14 protein-coding genes are annotated in these 17,307 nt (G+C 71.8%); 8 read left to right on the forward strand and 6 right to left on the reverse strand.

The window, feature by feature from the left end; translation table 11 throughout:
• Positions 1 to 92: 92 nt before the first annotated feature.
• On the forward strand, positions 93 to 1,157 hold the full coding sequence (locus ADL34_RS10695) for a lipoate--protein ligase family protein (RefSeq protein ID WP_062672491.1): 1,065 nt from the start codon (positions 93 to 95) through the stop codon (positions 1,155 to 1,157).
• Positions 1,158 to 1,182: 25 nt separating this feature from the next.
• Here ADL34_RS10695 and ADL34_RS10700 read toward each other — a convergent pair whose 3' ends face one another.
• Positions 1,183 to 2,604: a sugar porter family MFS transporter gene (locus ADL34_RS10700; RefSeq protein ID WP_062672489.1), complete on the reverse strand. Its 1,422-nt coding sequence runs from the start codon at positions 2,602 to 2,604 to the stop codon at positions 1,183 to 1,185.
• Positions 2,605 to 2,854: 250 nt separating this feature from the next.
• Here ADL34_RS10700 and ADL34_RS10705 point away from each other — a divergent pair, with 250 nt between their 5' ends.
• The gene (locus tag ADL34_RS10705) at positions 2,855 to 3,601 is read left to right on the forward strand and encodes an SDR family oxidoreductase (RefSeq protein WP_062672488.1); all 747 of its coding nucleotides are present in this window, start codon (positions 2,855 to 2,857) and stop codon (positions 3,599 to 3,601) included.
• Positions 3,602 to 3,655: 54 nt separating this feature from the next.
• Here ADL34_RS10705 and ADL34_RS10710 read toward each other — a convergent pair whose 3' ends face one another.
• Positions 3,656 to 4,525 carry an AraC family transcriptional regulator gene (locus ADL34_RS10710; protein WP_062672486.1) on the reverse strand — a complete coding sequence of 290 codons (870 nt, stop codon included), beginning with the start codon at positions 4,523 to 4,525 and terminating at the stop codon, positions 3,656 to 3,658.
• A gap of 106 nt (positions 4,526 to 4,631) precedes the next feature.
• On the opposite strand from ADL34_RS10710, the gene ADL34_RS10715 reads away from it, so the two are divergent.
• Positions 4,632 to 5,465, forward strand: coding sequence for a helix-turn-helix domain-containing protein (locus tag ADL34_RS10715; protein ID WP_062672484.1), 834 nt, complete (start codon positions 4,632 to 4,634; stop codon positions 5,463 to 5,465).
• A gap of 22 nt (positions 5,466 to 5,487) precedes the next feature.
• Here the strand turns inward: ADL34_RS10715 and ADL34_RS10720 are convergent, their stop codons facing one another.
• The 3 genes from ADL34_RS10720 to ADL34_RS10730 form a co-directional block, all read right to left on the reverse strand.
• Positions 5,488 to 6,531 carry a WxL protein peptidoglycan domain-containing protein gene (locus ADL34_RS10720; protein ID WP_062672482.1) on the reverse strand — a complete coding sequence of 348 codons (1,044 nt, stop codon included), beginning with the start codon at positions 6,529 to 6,531 and terminating at the stop codon, positions 5,488 to 5,490.
• A gap of 115 nt (positions 6,532 to 6,646) precedes the next feature.
• Positions 6,647 to 8,605 (reverse strand): FN3 domain-containing metallophosphoesterase family protein, encoded by a 1,959-nt coding sequence (locus ADL34_RS10725; RefSeq protein WP_062672480.1) that lies wholly within the window; start codon positions 8,603 to 8,605, stop codon positions 6,647 to 6,649.
• A 124-nt stretch (positions 8,606 to 8,729) separates the two neighbouring features.
• A complete protein-coding gene (locus ADL34_RS10730) occupies positions 8,730 to 9,941 on the reverse strand; it encodes a HupE/UreJ family protein (RefSeq protein ID WP_062672478.1) in 1,212 nt (403 codons plus the stop codon).
• A 291-nt stretch (positions 9,942 to 10,232) separates the two neighbouring features.
• On the opposite strand from ADL34_RS10730, the gene ADL34_RS10735 reads away from it, so the two are divergent.
• Positions 10,233 to 10,868: a hypothetical protein gene (locus ADL34_RS10735; RefSeq protein WP_234374984.1), complete on the forward strand. Its 636-nt coding sequence runs from the start codon at positions 10,233 to 10,235 to the stop codon at positions 10,866 to 10,868.
• A 154-nt stretch (positions 10,869 to 11,022) separates the two neighbouring features.
• Entirely contained in the window at positions 11,023 to 11,715 is a 693-nt protein-coding gene (locus tag ADL34_RS10740; RefSeq protein ID WP_062672474.1) for an SDR family NAD(P)-dependent oxidoreductase, read from the forward strand.
• Between the two features lie 16 nt (positions 11,716 to 11,731).
• Here the strand turns inward: ADL34_RS10740 and ADL34_RS10745 are convergent, their stop codons facing one another.
• Positions 11,732 to 12,469, reverse strand: a complete 738-nt coding sequence (locus tag ADL34_RS10745; protein ID WP_062672472.1) for an SDR family oxidoreductase — start codon at positions 12,467 to 12,469, stop codon at positions 11,732 to 11,734.
• A gap of 145 nt (positions 12,470 to 12,614) precedes the next feature.
• On the opposite strand from ADL34_RS10745, the gene ADL34_RS10750 reads away from it, so the two are divergent.
• From ADL34_RS10750 to ADL34_RS10760, 3 genes are all read left to right on the forward strand, one after another.
• Positions 12,615 to 13,187 carry a TetR/AcrR family transcriptional regulator gene (locus ADL34_RS10750; protein WP_062672470.1) on the forward strand — a complete coding sequence of 191 codons (573 nt, stop codon included), beginning with the start codon at positions 12,615 to 12,617 and terminating at the stop codon, positions 13,185 to 13,187.
• A 183-nt stretch (positions 13,188 to 13,370) separates the two neighbouring features.
• Positions 13,371 to 16,658, forward strand: coding sequence for a GH92 family glycosyl hydrolase (locus tag ADL34_RS10755; protein WP_062672705.1), 3,288 nt, complete (start codon positions 13,371 to 13,373; stop codon positions 16,656 to 16,658).
• A 194-nt stretch (positions 16,659 to 16,852) separates the two neighbouring features.
• Positions 16,853 to 17,209: a VOC family protein gene (locus tag ADL34_RS10760; protein WP_234374985.1), complete on the forward strand. Its 357-nt coding sequence runs from the start codon at positions 16,853 to 16,855 to the stop codon at positions 17,207 to 17,209.
• The last annotated feature ends 98 nt before the right edge of the window (positions 17,210 to 17,307 follow it).

Below are 17,307 nucleotides of genomic sequence, written 5' to 3' on the forward strand. Positions count from 1 at the left end.
ACTCATCACGGGGCACCGCCCGCCGGGTCCGCCGCGGGAACACTCCGGCCCTTCCGCAGGTTCCAGCTTGTCGGAGAAGGGATGGCGACATCGTGCACGGTGAGTACAAGGTTCCCGGCGGCAAGCTCGTGGTGGTGGACGTCGAGGTGGCGGACGGGGTGCTGCGGCACCCGCAGGTCGCCGGTGATTTCTTCCTGGAGCCGGACGAGGCGCTCCACGCGGTCAACCAGGCTCTGGACGGCGCCCCGGCCGACACCGACGCCGCGGGTCTGGCGAGCCGCATCGACCGGGCGCTGCCCGAGGGCACGGTCATGTACGGGCTGACCTCGGAAGCCGTCGGCATCGCGGTGCGCCGGGCGCTCGCGCACGCCACGGACTGGACGGACTACGACTGGCAGCTGATCTACGACGGCCCGCAGAGCCCGGGGCTGCACATGGCGCTGGACGAGGTGCTCACCGCGGAGGTCGCCGCCGGGCGCCGCCCGCCGACGCTGCGGGTCTGGGAGTGGGCCGCACCCGCGGTGATCATCGGCAGTTTCCAGTCGCTGCGCAACGAGGTCGACCCGGCCGGCGCCGAGCGGCACGGCATCGAGGTCGTCCGGCGTATCTCGGGCGGCGGCGCGATGTTCGTGGAGCCCGGCAACACGATCACCTACTCGCTGTCCGTGCCGGACGCCCTCGTCCAGGGGTTGTCGTTCCAGGACAGCTACGCCTACCTCGACGACTGGGTGCTGGAGGCGCTCGGTGAGATGGGGATCAAGGCCTGGTACCAGCCGCTGAACGACATCGCCACCGAGCAGGGGAAGATCGCGGGCGCCGCGCAGAAGCGTGTCGTGGGGCCCGACGGCGGGCCCGGGGCCGTCCTGCACCACGTGACCATGGCCTACGACATCGACGCCGACAAGATGCTCGAGGTGCTGCGGACCGGCCGGGAGAAGATGTCGGACAAGGGCACGAAGAGCGCGAAGAAGCGCGTGGACCCGCTGCGCCGGCAGACCGGTCTGCCCCGGCACGAGGTCATCGCGGGGATGGTCGACTCGTTCCGGCGCCGCTACGGCCTCACCGACGGCAAGGTGACGGACGCCGAGCTGGCCCGGGCGCAGGAGCTCGTCCGCGACAAGTTCTCCTCGCCCGAGTGGACGGCCCGCGTGCCCTGACCGCGCCGGGGACGCGGGCCGGCCGTCAGCCCATCTCCTCCAGTTTCTTGCCCTTGGTCTCCTTGACGAACTTCAGCACGAACGGGATCGAGAGCGCGGCGAAGGCCGTGTAGATCATGTAGGTGGCCGACAGGTTCCAGTCGGCCAGCGACGGGAAGCTCGCGGTGATGGCCCAGTTGGCGATCCACTGCGCGGCCGCCGCCACGCCGAGCGCGGCGGCGCGCAGCCGGTTGGGGAACATCTCGCCGAGCAGGACCCACACGACGACGCCCCACGACAGGGCGAAGAACAGCACGAACACATGCGCGGCGATCAGCGCGACCCAGCCCTGCGTGGCCGGCAGCTTGCCGTCGACGAGGTCGTAGGAGAACGCCCACGCCTCCAGGCCGAGGCCGACGACCATGCCGACGGAACCGATCAGCGCGAGCGGTTTGCGGCCGACCCGGTCGACGAAGATGATCGCGATGACCGTGCCGACGATGTTGATGATCGACGTCGTGAACGAGTAGAAGAACGAGTCGGTCGGGTCGACGCCGACGGACTGCCACAGCGTGGACGAGTAGTAGAAGGCCACGTTGATGCCGACGAACTGCTGGAAGGCCGACAGGCCGATGCCGATCCACACGATCGGCTTGAAGAGGAACGTGCCGCCCAGCAGGTCCTTGAACGACGACCTGTGCTCGGAGCGCATCGCCTGCTCGATCTCGGAGATCCGGGCGTCGAAGTCGACGTCCTCGTTCTCGACCTCCGCCAGGATGCTCCGGGCGCGCTCGCGCTTGCCGACCGAGATCAGGAAGCGGGGCGACTCGGGGATCGCGAAGGACAGCAGGCCGTACAGGACGGCCGGGATCACCATGACGCCGAGCATGACCTGCCAGGCCTCGAGCCCCATCAGCCGGCCGCGCTGGTCGCCTCCCGCGGCGTTGAGGATTCCCCAGTTGACCAGCTGCGACATCGCGATACCGACGACGATCGCCGCCTGCTGGAAGGACCCCAGGCGCCCGCGGTAGGCGGGCGGCGCCACCTCGGCGATGTAGGCGGGGCCGATCACGGACGCCATGCCGATGGCGAAGCCGCCCACGATCCGCCAGAAGGCGAGGTCCCACAGCGCGAACGGCAGCGCCGAGCCGACGGCGCTGATCGTGAACAGGACGGCGGCGATCTGCATGCAGCGGATACGGCCGATCCGGTCGGCGATCCGGCCCGCGGTCGCCGCGCCGATGGCACAGCCGATCAGCGCGATCGCGATGACCTGGGCCAGTGCGGCCGAGCCGACGTCGTAGCGGTCCCGGACGGCCTCAACGGCACCATTGATCACCGAGCTGTCGTAGCCGAACAGGAAGCCGCCCATGGCGGCTGCCGCTGCGATGAAGATGGCGTGCCCCAGATGATCAGGGTGGGCCGTGGAGGCTCCTGACCGGGGTGATTGCGACGCGGTGCTGGTCACGTGTACTCCTCGGGCCGCCGGCAGAGCCGCCGGGCGACGGACGGTGATCACGTCCGTGATCAACGGTATGGCTCCTTCCCGGTGCCCCCTGCGCGCGCCGATATGCCTGAACCGGGGCACGCTGGAAACCGTCCGCCTCCCCGGGGGTTGCCGCAGACGGGAGGGCCGCCCGGCCGGGAGGGGTGCGGGCAGTCGTCGCCGGGACCGTGCCGCGCCGGACGGGCGGGGCCGCGAACGGAAGGGAAGATCCATGAAGGTCGTAGTGATCGGCGGTACCGGGCTCATCGGCTCGAAGGTGGTCGCCGAGGTCGAGGGGCGCGGGCACGAGGCGGTGGCCGCCTCGCCCACCACCGGGGTGGACACGCTGACGGGTGCGGGCCTGGCCGAGGTCCTGAAGGGGGCGTCCGTCGTCGTCGACGTCACGAACAGCCCGTCGTTCGCCGACGACGCCGTGCTGGACTTCTTCCGCCGCTCCACGGCCAACCAGCTGGAGGCCGAGCGGGCGGCGGGGGTGGCGCATCACGTGGCGCTGTCCGTCGTCGGCACCGACCGGCTGCAGGAGGCCGGCTACTTCCGCGCCAAGCAGGCGCAGGAGGACATGATCCGGGAGTCCGGGGTCCCGTTCTCGATCGTGCGGGCGACGCAGTTCTTCGAGTTCGCCCAGGGCCTGGCGGACTCGGCCAACCAGGGCGGCACGGTGTCCGTCGCCCCCATCAAGATCCAGCCGATCTTCTCCGGGGACGTGGCGGCGGCCGTGGCCCGCACCGCGGTGGGCGCGCCGGTCGGGGGGATCGTGGAGGTCGCCGGGCCGGACACCTTCGAGCTGGAGGACTTCATCCGGCAGGCCCTCACGGCCCAGGGCGACCCGCGCACGGTGGTGACCGACCCGCAGGGGCTGTACTGGGGCACCGCGCTGAAGGACTCCGACCTGCTGCCCGGCCCGGACGCGTCGATCGGCGCGACCTCCCTGGCGGAGTGGACCGCGCGGCAGGCATAGGACGCCGAGGCGCCGGGCCGTGTCACCGGTCCGGCGCCTCCACATGGCCGCTTGCTACGCGGGCTCGACCGGGAGCCACAGCTCGCAGGTCGCGGTGCTGAAATCGGCCGCGCGGTCCAGGACGGCGACGATCGACGGTCCCGTCCGCAGCCGCCACGGGTTCGACGGGAACCACTCGGTCGCCGTCGCCGCCCAGGTGGTCTGCAGGGCCTCCGGATGCGGTCCGCTGGTCCGGAAGACCGCCCACATCCCCGCCGCCACCTCGATGACGTCGAGGCCGTCCGGGGCGGGCGTGTCGCGGCCGAGGGCGACACCGTGCAGATAGGTCAGCTCGCTGCCCTCCGTGCCGTCCGGGTCGACGCCGTCGCTGACCGCCAGGAGGCCGGCCGGTTCGCCGTCGCCGAGGGCCTTGAGCCGGGCGTGCTCCTCCTGCGGCAGCGCGGCGATGTGCCGCTGGATGTGCGGGTTGACGCCCCGGTGGATGAGCGGGACGCGGGCGGCGTGGCCGGCGAGCCGGAACGCGGGGCGGTCGACGAGACGGGTGTCCATGGGAGTGCTCCCTTCGACGGTCAGGCGGAACCTGAGCTGCGGTTGTGTGCGCAGGGGACCTCCGTCACGGCGTACGTCACCGGGTCCGGCACCGTGGACGGACCGGAACGCGCGTCCGAACGCCTCGCTGGAGCCGTAGCCGTACCGGACGGCGACGTCCAGCAGGTCGGCGTCGCCCCGGACGACGTCCGCGGCGGCCACGGTCATGCGGCGCCGCCGCACGTACTCCGACAGGGGCATGCCGGCGAGCGACGAGAACATCCGCCGCAGGTGGTACTCGGTCGTACCGAGCTCCCCGGCGAGTTCGCCGACGTCGAGCTCCTCGCCGAGGTGCGCCTCGACCTGGTCGACGAGCCGGTTGAGTGCCGAGATCATGAGGTCTCCCTTCACGGACAACCCTGGCAGCGGGCACTCCGGCCGCGCCCGATCGTTGCGGTCCGATCCGATCATGCGCCCTCGGCGCCTGGCGCAAGATGGAGACATGAACCGACTTGGTGACGCGCTGCGCGCGTGGCGGGACCGGCTGGACCCGGGGGAGGCCGGGTTGCCGCACGGAGTGCGACGCCGGGTGCCCGGGTTGCGGCGCGCCGAGCTGGCCCTGCTCGCCGGGATCTCCGTCGAGTACGTCGTCCGGCTCGAACAGGGGCGGGTGCCCACGCCCTCCGCGCAGGTGTGCTCGGCGCTGGCCCGTGCCCTGCGGCTGTCCGACGACGAGCACGCGCATCTGCTGCGCCTGGCCGGCCACGCCGCCGAACCCGGCCGCATCCCGCGGGTCGTCCCGGCGAGCCTGTACCGGATCATGGACCAGCTGTCCGCCCAGCCGGTGGCGGTCTACGACGCCATCTGGCAACTCCTGTACTGGAACCCGCTGTTCGCGGCCACGTTCGGGGAGGGCGCGGTGGGCGAGGCCGAGGACAGCAATGTGCTCCTGTGGCAGTTCCTGGCGGAGCTGCCCCGGGTACGGCAGTCGCCGTCGGAGCGGGAGGCGTTCGAGGAGTCCCTGATCGCCGACCTGCGCGCCACGACCAGCCGGTATCCGGGTGACCCGGACGTCGAGGCGCTGATCACGAAGCTTGGCCGCAGTCCGCGGTTCCGTGAGCTGTGGAGCCGCGGCGCGGTCGGTGGACACGAGAGCGCGCTCAAGAGGGTGGAGCATCCGGAGGTCGGGGAGATCGCCCTGCTCTCCGACATCCTGACCACCGCGGGCGGCCTCCGCCTCGTGGTGTTCACCCCGCAGCCGGGCACCGACGCCCGGAGCAAGCTCGACCTCCTCGGCGCGGTCGGCCTGCAGACCCTGTCCACCGTCTCGGAGTGAACGTCCCGGACGTCCTGGCCTTCTAGGCCTCTTGCAGCGCCCGCTCCACGGCCTCCCGTACACGGGCGGCCTCACGTTCCCTGCGCCGCGCGCGTGCCCGGCGTACGAGGAGCAGAGCCACGGCGACGACGAGGAGGAGCAGGCCGACGATCCAGGGGACGGCCCAGACGTGCGCGGTGGCCTCGACGGGCTTCAGGGGCGTGGTGGAGCCGGAGGCATCGGTGAGCAGGGGCAGCAGCTTGACGGTCGCCGTGAGGCGTACGCCGGGTGCGACGCCCCGCACGGGCACCTTCACCTTCCACCGCTCCCCCGGCAGCAGCTTCGGGGTGTCCTCGATGTCGCCCGCCGCTGTGCGCAGCCAGCCGAACGGCCCCTGGACGGAGACGTCCTGGCGGGCGGAGAGCAGAGCGTTGCCCGTGTTGCGGACCGTGTAGGTGACGGTGGCCGTGCCTTTGGCGAACGGGTTCGCGGTGCCGTCGTAGCCGACGTGCAGGTCCTCGACGGCCAGGCGGGGCGTGAGCTCACCGCCGACGCGCACGGCGAGGCGGACACCGAGGCGCCGGTCGACGTTGATGCCGGCGGCGGTGTCGGACTGCTTGAGGGAGGTGAGGAGGCCGCCGACGTGGTCTCCGGGGGTGGCGTTCTTCGGGACGCCGACGGTGAAGGGCACGTCGGCGGACCTGCCCGGCGCGATGGTGAGGGCGTCGACCCGGGGGTGCACCCAGGCGCCGACGCCCACGGACTTCTTCTCCCGGGTGAGCAGGTCGAGTTGGCCCGCGTCGGTGGTGTAGCCGTCGGAGGCGTAGACGGCCAGGCGGAGCGTGGTCCGGCCGCGGTTGGTGACGACCATCGTGTCCTCGACCGTGCCGCCCGGGTTCACGGCGTAGCCGAAGCTGGAGCGGTTGTCGCCGTAAGCGTTGGCGGCGGTCCGGACCGTCCAGCTGACGTCGCCGTCGGCGGCCGTGGCGGGTCCCGCGCGCAGGCCGGTGAGCGCGAGGGCGGTGAGCAGGACGAGGGCCGCGCCGCGCACGAGCGCGGCGAGGCGGAGACGTCTGGGCGTGGGCATCTGGGGGGTTCTCCTGGAGCGGGGGCGGTGTGGCAGGGCGCCCTGAGGCGCCCTGCCACACCGGTGGAACGGTCCCGCCGCCCCGCTCGGCGCGGCGGCGGGGTGGGGTGTCCGGTCAGCTGCTCAGCGCGGTGATGGTGAGGGTCGCGCGGTACGAGCCCTTCGCGACGCTGTCCGGGATCTTCAGGTCGAGGTCGGCGCCCAGCCGGGCACCGCCGCGCGGGTGGCCCTGCTCGGCGGAGGCGAGCCCGCGCGAGACGGACAGGCCCGTGCCCTGGTCGTCGTAGCCGGAGGCCACCGCGTCGGCGGCCGTGGCGCCGGCGCCGGCGTCGAGGACGTACGGCTTCCAGCCGAGGTAGGAGCCGGAGAACTTCTTGTCGGCGTCCTTGAACTCGCTCACGTCGGCCGAGATCGACCAGGGCGCGAGCGAGCGGCGGCTGTCCGTCACCAGCAGGGGGTTGATCTTGCCGGCGGCCTCGAAGTGGTCGCCGTCCTGCTCCTTGGCGGTGCCGAGGTCCACCAGGCCGTTGTAGCCGTCGATGGTCCAGCCGAACTCGCCGGGGGCGGCGTTCGGCACGTTGACCTGGAGGGACTGTCCGTCACCGTGGTACGGGTGCACGGTGACCTTGTCGACCACCGAGCCGACGGGCTTGTCCGGGTTGGAGCAGGGGACGTTGCCGTTGTCGACGGACGGGTTGGGCGTGGCGCAGGTGCCGGAGCGCAGGTTCTCCAGGACCAGCTTGTCGGACCGGACCTTGACCCGGACGTAGGAGCGGACGTGCTCCTGGTTCTCCACCGAGTTGAACCAGAAGTTGTCCGGGTTGAGCGGGTCGGGGCCGTTGCCCTGGACGCCGGTGCCGGAGCCGTCGGGCTTCTTGATGTCGTAGTACTTCGAGCCGGAGGCCGAGTTGGCGGTCACGTAGATGACGCCGCCCGGGCCGGGGTAGACCTCGGCCTGGCCGGGCTGCTCCTCCGGGTTGGCCTTCTGACCGTTCTTGATCGCGTAGCTGCGGGAGTAGCTGTGGTCGTGGCCCTGCAGCACCATGTCGATGCCGAGGTCCGAGAAGGCCGTCGTGAAGTCCTTGCGGCGGTCCTTGTTGCCCTGGTCGTAGGAGTGGCTGGCGGGCGAGTAGATGGAGTGGTGGTAGACCAGCACCTTCCACTTGGCTTCCGAGCCGTGCTTCTTGATGACGTCGGTGATGTAGCCGACGTGCTGGGCGTCCTTGGTGTCGCTCTGGGCGTTGCTGTTGATGTCGATGAACAGCACGTCCTTGTGGATGAACCAGTAGTCGCCGCCCGACCGGGTCGCCGCGTCCTTGTCGTAGTACGCCTCGGACTTGTCGGTGTTGGGCGTGAAGTGGTGCTGCTCGTAGGACTTGCCGCCGACGTCGTGGTTGCCGATGGTGGCGGCGAGGGGGACCTGGCGGAGCTGGTCGGGGGCCAGGAACGACTTCCACTGGTTCTCGTCGTTGGCGCTCTCGACGTGGTCGCCGCCGGACACCAGCAGTTCGGCGTCGGGGTTGGCCTCGGTCGCCACCTTGAGGGTGTCGGCCCAGCCCGCGCCGTCCTTCTGCGCGTCGCCACTGGAGCCGATCTGGGGGTCGCCGAGGAAGAGGAAGTCGTAGTCGCCCTCGAAGTCCCGGGTCTTGAAGGTGTACGTCGGGGACCAGTCGCCCTCGCTGCCGACCCGGTAGGAGTAGGCCACGTTCTCCTTGAGACCGGTGATCGTGGCGTGCCGGTTGTAGCCGCCGCTGGAGGCGATGTTGGCGCCGCCGGTGGCGGCGAAGGTGGCCGCGTCGGCCGGGAACTGCCCATCGCTCAGGGTGGCGGTGGGGGCGACCTGGAGCTGCTGCGGGGTGTCCGCCGAGGAGTACCAGGTGACGATCCGCTGGGTCTCGTCGGCGCCCACGCCGAGGATGACGCCGGACAGCCCGGCGGAGCCGGCCGCGGCGGCCGGAGCCGCCCCGCCGGCGCCGAGGGCCATGGTCAGCCCCAGCACGGCCGTGGCGGCACCGCCGGCCACGCGGCGTCTCGCGGCGCGGTCGGTCTGCGTCGTTCTACTGCTCGATCTCATGGGTTCTTTCGTTCCTTATGCATGCATGAATGCACGGATTGGCGCTCTGTACGATCACCGTGCGGTGTGAACCGGAGGGAAACGATCCGGCCAAGTTGGCTGAACGTCCCACCAAACAGGGGCTTCAGAGCCCGGCGAGCCGCTGCGCGAACCACGTGAGACCCATGACGGCGACACCCGCCGCGACCAGGCCCGTCGCCCAGTGACCGGCGCGCGGGGACCGGCGCCGCAGGACGGCCAGCACCGGGAAGAGCAGCCCGACGATCGCCAACTGCACCGCCTCGATACCGAGGTTGAACACCAGCAGCGACCACAGCAGGGTCCACGACCAGGCCGCCTCGATGCCCAGCGCGCCCGCGAACCCGAGTCCGTGCACCAGGCCGAAGCAGAACACGACGCCCAGGCGGGACCAGCCGGCCCGGTCGAGCCGGAAGTGACGGGCTCCCCCCGGCTCCGGTGGCTCCGCGGCCCCGTCGCGGTGCCGGGCGAGCCGCCACAGGTGCCAGCCCGCGACGACGGCGATGGACAGGGCGATGACGGGTTCCACGACAGCCGCCGGGACCTCGACCAGACCGAGGGCGGCGAGCAGGAAGGTGACCGAGTGGGCGAGCGTGAACGCGGTGGCGACCAGCACGACTTCACGGGGCGAACGCGATCCGGCGATGAGCGCCAGCAGGAACAGGATGTGGTCGATCCCGGTCAGCAGGTGCTCGGCGCCCAGGCGGAAGAACTCCCAGAACCTCTGGTACCAGCTCTGGCCGATCAGGAAGGACGGATGCGCGGCGTCGAGCGCCGCGCTGCCGGTGAGCCCGTCGACCTCGTACGTGACGATCGTCTTGGTGCCCTTGACGTACCGCTCCGCGTCCGGGAACAGCGTGCTGCGCACCTCCAGTTCCGCGTCGCCGCCCGCGCAGGTCCAGTCGAGCGCGAGGACGGCGTACGGCGCGCCGTCGCGCCGGGTCATGCTGAAGCCGCCGTGCCGGCGTGGAGTGCAGGGGTGGCCGTCGGAGGAGAGGGAGAAGCGGTCGGTGACATAGCCAACCACCGCGTCCGCGCGGGCGTCGAGCACGGTGGCCCGGCTGCGGGCGTCCCCGGTCTCGAAGGCGGTCGTGCCCTCCCGGAAGAGGGCGTCGTCGTGGGCGGCGTCGGCGGCGGACACGACGAGGAGGTCGTACTCGAGCGCGACGTTCGTACGGGGGCTGCCCGCGTCGTTCTCCTTGACGTCGGCGTAGGCAGTGGACGCGAAGCCGTGCGCGTGGACCGGCGCACCGGTGCCGACGAGGGCGACGACGGCCGCGCACAGGGCGATGAGGATGCGGCGAACCCGCTGTGACATGGTGCTCCTTCAGGTTTCCGGAGCACCGTGCGGGGCGAGGGTGAACAGCGCGGGACCGCTCGGCGAAGCGTCGGACAACAAGCCGTGCCCCGGGCCTGCGGACGCCTTCCGGAGGTGCGCGGCACCGCAGGATGGGCTCGGCACCATCCGTCATCGCTCCGAGGGACGATCGTCTTGCGCCCACCGCTCGTCTTGCGCCCACCGCGCGCCTTGCGCTCACCGCGCGCCTTGCACGTATCGCGCGCCCCGCGTCCGCCGCTTCTTCTTCGGGCCGCCGCCGCGCTGGCGGCGGTGGCCGCCCTGGCCACCGGGTGCGGCTCGGCCGACCCCTGGTCGGAGCCGCACGCCTCCCCCGCCCCCCTCGGCGCCCTCCGCCCCGGGTTCGTCGACCCTTCCGCCTCCCCCACCCCGGAGGCGACCGTGACACCGAGGCCGGGCTCCTGGGACGACGTGCACCCCCCGGCGGGCTACCGCGTGGTCCTGGTCACCGCCGGCGACGACCGGCCGACCACGGCACTCGTGACCGCCGTACGGGACTGGGCGAAGGAGGAGGACGTCGATCTGCGCACGGTGACCGGCGACGACCCCACCCGTCATGTCACCGCGCTCACCCGGGCCATGGACATGGGCCCTGACCTCGTCATCACGGCCGGCAACGACCTGGTGGACCCGCTCGCCGCCGTCAGCCCCAGCCATCTCGACCAGCGGTTCCTGGTCGTCGGGGCGGAGTTGGCCGAGCCGACGGAGAACGTGACGGCCGCCGACTGGACCGGGGCGTCCTTCCGGGGCGAGGGGCTCGGCATGTCCTCGGCGTACGACACCCGGTCGTTCACCGCCGCGCGCTGCGCCGCCGCCGTCCGGGCGGGTGTGGCGGCCGTGCTCAACGACCTGACCGGGATCGTGCTCTGGCTGGACGACGTGAAGTAGGGCGCGTCGGCGTGCGAGTGGCCCTCGCGGCGGGCGGCGAGGGTGGTACGCGCTGTACCAGGAAGTGCCGTGGCTCCCGCCGGCACTCCCGGAACCGCAGGATCGACTCCGTGACCACGGCACCCCCGTGCCGGGCCGAAGCGGAGGAAGCAGCATGCCCACGACGTTCATCACCGGAGCCAACAAGTCCCTCGGTCTCGAGACCGCCCGCCGTCTCGTCGAGGCCGGGCACACGGTCCTCGTCGGCGCCCGCGACCCGGAGGCCGGCCGGGCCGCCGCCGCGTCGATCGGCGCACGGTTCGTCCGGATCGACGTGACGGACGACGCCTCGGTGGACGCCGCCGTCGCCGATGTCGCCGCGCACGAGGGCGGCATCGACGTCCTGATCAACAACGCCGGTGTCCTCGGCCGGGTGGGCCCCGTCGAGGAGTACACGGCGGCGGACATGCGGGAGGTGCTGGAGGTCAACGTCGTCGGGATCGTGCGGGTCACCCACGCGTTCCTGCCGCTGCTGCGCACCTCGCCGGACCCCGTCATCGTCAACGTGTCCAGCGGCATGGGCTCCTTCGGCCTGACACAGGACCCGGAGCGGGTCGAGTCGCGGTACTCCCTGCCGCTCTACAGCGCGTCGAAGGCCGCGGTCACCATGCTCACCACCCAGTACGCGAAGGAGCTCAAGGACATCAGGGTCAACGCGGCCGACCCCGGCCAGACCGCCACCGACTTCACCGGCGGTGTGGGGCACTCGGTGGCCGAGGGCGCCGAGTCCATCGTGGCCCTCGCGACGGCGGGCGCGGACGGCCCGACGGGACGGTTCGTCGACCGGTCCGGTGAGCTGCCCTGGTGAGCGAGGATCGGCGTGATCAGGCCTGCGCGGTCGGCCGGACGACGATCTCGCCGACGTCGACGCCCTCGGGCTGCTCGATGGCGTACCCGATGGCCGAGGCGACGGCCGACGGGGGCATGGCGATCTCGTCACGCTGCCGGACCATGGCGGCGGCGGCCTCGGGTGCGGCCCCCTTGCCGACGCCCTCGGTGTGCGTGAAGCCGGGCGAGACGAGGGTGACCCGCAGGTCGGGCCCCGACTCCTGGCGCAGACCCTCGGTGAGCACCTTCACGGCCGTCTTGGTGGCCGCGTAGACGGCCTGCGGGCTCTTGACGACGTACGCCGCCGTCGAGCCGACGTTGACGAAGTGGCCGGAGCGCTGCCGGCGGAAGACGGGCAGCGCCGCTCCGATGCCGTTGAGCAGGCCGGTGACATGGGTGGCGACCATCGCGTCCCAGTCGTCCTGGCGCAGGTCGTCGAACGGGGAGACGGCCATCGTCCCGGCGTTGGAGACGAGCACGTCCAGGCGGCCGTACCGCTCGAGCGCCGTGTCCGTGAGGCGGCGCAGGTCCTCGCGGCGCGTGACGTCGACGACGACCCCGACGGCCGTGCCGCCCTTCGCCGTGATGCCGTCGACGACGGCGTTCAGCCGGTCCTCGCGTCGTGCCCCGAGGACCAGCCGGGCGCCCCGCTCGGCGAGGTGGGCCGCGGTCGCCTCCCCGATCCCGCTGCTGGCTCCGGTGATGGCGACGACCTTGCCCTCGATACCCGACATGATCAGCGTCCTTTCGCGGGTGTGCGCAGGCCACGCCAGGTGACGGTGACCTACAGTGAAACGGAGGCGTCTCCGGTTCACTCAGCCTAAGTGGGGGCGCCCCCGTTTAACAAGCGAGGGCTTTCGAAGGGGAGGACGACCACCGATGAGCGAGGGAGCGCGGAGGCCGCTGCGGGCGGACGCACAGCGCAACAGGGAGAAGATCCTCGCCGCCGCCGTGCGCGCGTTCACCACGGAGGGGCTGGACGCCCACCTGGAGCGCATCGCGAAGGAGGCGGGCGTGGGCAGCGCCACGCTGTACCGCCACTTCCCCACCCGCGAGGCCCTGATCGAGGCCGTCTACCGCAACGAGGTGGCACAGCTCTGCGACGCCGCGCCCGCGCTGCTCGCCGAGAAGGCGCCCATGGACGCGCTGCACGCGTGGACCCGCCTCTTCCTCGACTACGTCACCGCCAAGTACGGCATGATCGACGCACTGCGCTCGATCGCCGCCACCGGCGCCAACCCGTACGGCCACAGCCGGGAGTTGATCCAGGCCGCCATCGCCTCCCTCATGGACGCCTGCGCGGACGCCGGGACGATCCGCCGTGACATCCGGCCGTCCGACGTCGCCGCCGCCCTCGAAGGCATCGCCTACACCTCGGCGGGCACGGACCAACGGGAGCAGGCGGAGCGACTGCTCGACCTCACCCTGGACGGCCTCACCGTCGGCGCCTGACGGACGGGACGCCCACCACGGTCCCGCCCGGCACCATCTCTGTCAGAACCATTGACAACGATGTCAGCAGCGTGATCTAGTCCCCACCGATCCAGTCGGACGCCACTGATCGCCGGTCAAGCGCGCGCAGTGACAGGTGACTTCGAGGTGCCGGACGTGGCCGAGGAACAGGAGACCGCTCCCATGCACAGACCTCTGCACCATCGAGTACGTGAGCGCGCGTCGACGGTGCTCGCCGCGCTGCTCGTCACCGGCGCCGCCCTGAGCCCGGCACCGGCGGCGGCCCAGGACCGAGCGGACGCCGGCCCGCTGACCTCGCTGGTCAACCCGTTCATCGGCACCCAGAACTTCGGCAACACCTTCCCCGGCGCGAGCGCCCCCTTCGGCATGGTGCAGGTCAGCCCGGACACCGGGGGCCAGGGCGGCTACGACTACCAGCAGGACAAGATCTACGGCTTCAGCCAGACCCATCTCTCCGGCGTCGGCTGTTCCGTCATGGGCGAGCTGCCGCTGATGCCGACGACCGGCGCCGTCGACCGCGTGGACGCCGACTCCTACCGCTCGACGTACGCGCACGACGACGAGGACGCCGAACCCGGCTACTACCGCGTCGGGTTGAAGACGTACGGCATCGACGCCGAGCTGACCGCCACCGAGCGCACGGGCTGGCAGCGGTACACCTTCCCGTCGACCGGCCGCGCCAACGTCCTGTTCAACACGGGCAAGGCCAACCAGCGGGTGTACGGCTCGGAGGTGCACGTCGTCGGCGACCGCACCGTCGAAGGGCGCGTCGAGGCGGGCAACTTCTGCGCGGGCAAGGACCGGCACACCGTCTACTTCACCGCCACCTTCGACCGGCCCTTCGCCTCGCACGGCACCTGGCGCGGCAGCACCCCGGCGCCCGGCGAGCGCGACGCCGCCGGTGAGGGCGGCAACGGCGCCTGGGTGACCTTCGACGCCGAGTCCGACCGGGACGTCGTCGTCAAGGTCGGGCTGTCGTACACCGGCGTCGAGGGCGCCCGCAAGAACCTGAAGGCAGAGACGGGCGACTCCTACGACTTCGACGCCACCCGGGCGGCGCTGCACGCCACGTGGGAGAAGCAGTTGGAGGCGGTCCGCGTCACGGGCGGCCCGACGGAGCGCCAACGCGCCTTCTACAGCGCGCTCTACCACGCGCAACTGCACCCGAACCTCGCCGGCGACGTCGACGGCCGCTACGCCGGCTTCGACGGCAAGACGCACACCGCGTCGGACTTCACGCCGTACCAGAACCTGTCGCTGTGGGACACTCACCGGCCGCAGAACCAGCTGCTGCAGATGCTGCAGCCGAAGGTCGCCCGGGACGTCGCCCTGTCGGTCGTCGCGATCGGGCGGGACGGCGGCTGGCTGCCCCGCTGGTCGCTCGCCAACAGCGAGACCAACATCATGACCGGCGACCCGGTCACCCCGTTCCTGGTCGAGGCGTGGTCCAAGGGCCTGCTGAAGGGCTACGAGAAGGAGGCGTACGCGCTCCTGCGGAAGAACGCGACGAGCACGCCGCCGGACGACTCCCCCTACAACGGCCGTGCGGGCGTGGCGGATTACCAGGCGCGCGGCTACATCCCCAGCGGGCTGGAGCTGGGCAAGGACTGCGCCGACAAGGGCGGTGACAACGACTGCGTCCACCCCGCGTCGGCGACCCTGGAGTACGCGGCGGCGGACGCGTCGCTGGCCCTGATGGCCAAGGCCCTCGGCCACACCGCGGACGCCCGGATGTTCGCGGCCCGCGGCCAGTGGTACCGCAACCTGTGGGACTCCTCCACCGGACACTTCCGGCCGCGCACGAAGGACGGCACCTGGCTGACGCCGTACGACCCGGTCGAGGCGGGTCACCAGTTCCATGAGGGCGGCGCCTACCAGTACCAGTGGCTGGTGCCCCAGGACCCGGCCGGGCTGGTGTCCCTGATGGGCGGCAGGAAGGCCACCGAGAAGCGGCTCGACGCCTTCTTCGCCTACGACAAGCTGCTCGCGGACCCGGCGAGGACCGCCCGCGAGGACTGGATCTCGGCGCCGTACGACTACTACGGCAAGCCGACCTACAACCCGAACAACGAGCCCGACCTGCACTCCCCGTACATGTACCTGTGGGCGGGCGCGCCCGCGAAGACGGCCACCGTGGTACGTGCCGCGATGACGCTCTTCACCGACGGACCGGACGGCATGACCGGCAACGACGACCTGGGCACGATGTCCGCCTGGTACGTCTTCTCCTCGCTGGGCCTGTACCCGACGACGAACGGCGGCGACTTCCTCGCGGTGTCCAGCCCGCAGTTCCCGTCGGCGGAGATCCGCATCGGCGCGTACGGCAGGAGCCAGGGCGGCACGCTCACCGTCAAGGCCCCGGGCGCGAGCGACAGCAAGCGCTATGTGGAGCGGGCCACCTTCAACGGGAAGAACGTGCGGGCGACTTGGCTTGACTGGGACGCGGTCGCCGACGGCGGCAGGCTGTCCTTCGCCATGAGCACCAAGCCGTCGGCGTGGGGCACCGGCAAGGGCGCCGAACCGCCGTCCGTGAACCGTGCGCAGGCCGACTCCCGCCGGCACCTCGACGCCTCGCTGCGCACCAGTGCCGACGTGGTGCCGACGGCGGACCACGCGCAGGGCGTCCGCCTCCAGCTGGACGTGCTGGGCCAGTCGCCCGGCACCCTGCGCGTGGACGTCGACGCGAAGGCCCCGCAGGGCTGGACCGTGAAGACGTCCCCGTCCTTCCCGCTCGCCTCGAAGCGGCTTCCGGTGCAGCGCACCGCGACCGTGGACGTGGGCGTGCCCGCCGGGACCGCGCCGGGCACCTACTCGGTGCGTGTCACGGCGGCCGCGAAGGGCGTGAAGGCCGTGGAGCGCACGGCGACCGTCGAGGTCCGCGCGGCGGCGAACTGCGCGCCGGGTGCCGAGGACGTGTGCGCCGTCGACCTCGGCAAGGAGGCGAACCACGACGGCACCGCGACCGTCGCCGCCCCCGACGAGGGCGACTTCGACGGAGCGGGCTGGAGCTACGACGCGGGCCTGCTGCCGAAGGCCGGTCCGGTCGTCTGGGACGGCGTCACCTACGACGCTCCCGACCCGTCGGGGACGGCCGCGAACTTCGTGGAGACCCGCGGCCAGGCCATGCTCCTTCCGGCCGGCTCGTACGGCACCCTGCGTCTGGTCGCCGCGTCCCACCACGGCCCGGTGTCCACCGCCCTCACCGTCCGCTACACGGACGGAAGCACCGCCGAGGTGCCGGTGACCGTCGGCGACTGGGCCGGATCGACGCCGCAGGGCAGCACCGTCGTCCTGGAGATGCCGCACCGCATCAAGCACGGCCAGGGCGTCGACGGCCCCCCGGTCCGCCTGTTCGGGGCGTCCGCGAAGCTGGACGGCTCCAAGACGGTGCGTTCCGTGGGCCTGCCGAACGAGCCGCGCGTGCAGATCTACGCGCTGACGCTCGGATAGAGCCCTGTGAGGCTCGGACAGAGCCCGGTCCGTACGCCCGCCCCGGCGCCGCCACGACGGCCGCCGGGGTGGGCGTACGACTGTCTCCGGCCCCCGGACACGCCGCCCGCCCGGTGCGGGAAAGGGGTGCGGCGACCCCGCGCGGTGTAGTACGCCTGGATGGTTCCGAAGTGTCGACCCGTCAGGAGAGGCCGATGTCCTCGCAGTCCGTACGCCGTGTCATGCCCGTCTTCCAGTCGGAGGCCGTGGAGGAGAGCCGGGAGTTCTACGGCCTGCTGGGGTTCGAGGAGGTCATGAACCACGGCTGGATCATGACGCTGGCCTCGCCGTCCAACCCCGCGACGCAGATCAGCGTCATGACCAGCGACAAGACGGCCCCGGTCACCCCCGACGCGAGCATCGAGGTGGACGACGTCGACGCGGCGTACGCCGTCATGCGGGACAGCGGCGCGGAGATCGTCCACCCGTTGCAGGACGAGGAGTGGGGCGTGCGGCGGTTCTTCGTCCGTGACCCCAACGGCCGTGTCATCAACGTCCTGAGCCACCGCTGAGGTCGCCGGAGCGCGACGCATGAACGACGCGGCCGGGCCCTCTCCCCCGGTGGACGCTCCGTCTCCTTCGCCTCCGTCTCCATCGCCTCAGTCGCCGA

Origin of the sequence: Streptomyces sp. NRRL WC-3605 (assembly GCF_001509795.1) — a bacterium.
In the GTDB taxonomy this organism is placed as follows: Bacteria; Actinomycetota; Actinomycetes; order Streptomycetales; family Streptomycetaceae; genus Streptomyces; species Streptomyces viridochromogenes.

Coding starts and splice junctions, on each gene's coding strand:
- ADL34_RS10705 (WP_062672488.1), top strand. CDS start 2,855: ATGAAGGTCGTAGTGATCGGCGGTACCGGGCTCATCGGCTCGAAGGTG.
- ADL34_RS10710 (WP_062672486.1), bottom strand. CDS start 4,525: ATGATCTCGGCACTCAACCGGCTCGTCGACCAGGTCGAGGCGCACCTC.
- ADL34_RS10715 (WP_062672484.1), top strand. CDS start 4,632: ATGAACCGACTTGGTGACGCGCTGCGCGCGTGGCGGGACCGGCTGGAC.
- ADL34_RS10720 (WP_062672482.1), bottom strand. CDS start 6,531: ATGCCCACGCCCAGACGTCTCCGCCTCGCCGCGCTCGTGCGCGGCGCG.
- ADL34_RS10725 (WP_062672480.1), bottom strand. CDS start 8,605: ATGAGATCGAGCAGTAGAACGACGCAGACCGACCGCGCCGCGAGACGC.
- ADL34_RS10730 (WP_062672478.1), bottom strand. CDS start 9,941: ATGTCACAGCGGGTTCGCCGCATCCTCATCGCCCTGTGCGCGGCCGTC.
- ADL34_RS10740 (WP_062672474.1), top strand. CDS start 11,023: ATGCCCACGACGTTCATCACCGGAGCCAACAAGTCCCTCGGTCTCGAG.
- ADL34_RS10745 (WP_062672472.1), bottom strand. CDS start 12,469: ATGTCGGGTATCGAGGGCAAGGTCGTCGCCATCACCGGAGCCAGCAGC.
- ADL34_RS10750 (WP_062672470.1), top strand. CDS start 12,615: ATGAGCGAGGGAGCGCGGAGGCCGCTGCGGGCGGACGCACAGCGCAAC.
- ADL34_RS10755 (WP_062672705.1), top strand. CDS start 13,371: ATGCACAGACCTCTGCACCATCGAGTACGTGAGCGCGCGTCGACGGTG.
- ADL34_RS10760 (WP_234374985.1), top strand. CDS start 16,853: ATGTCCTCGCAGTCCGTACGCCGTGTCATGCCCGTCTTCCAGTCGGAG.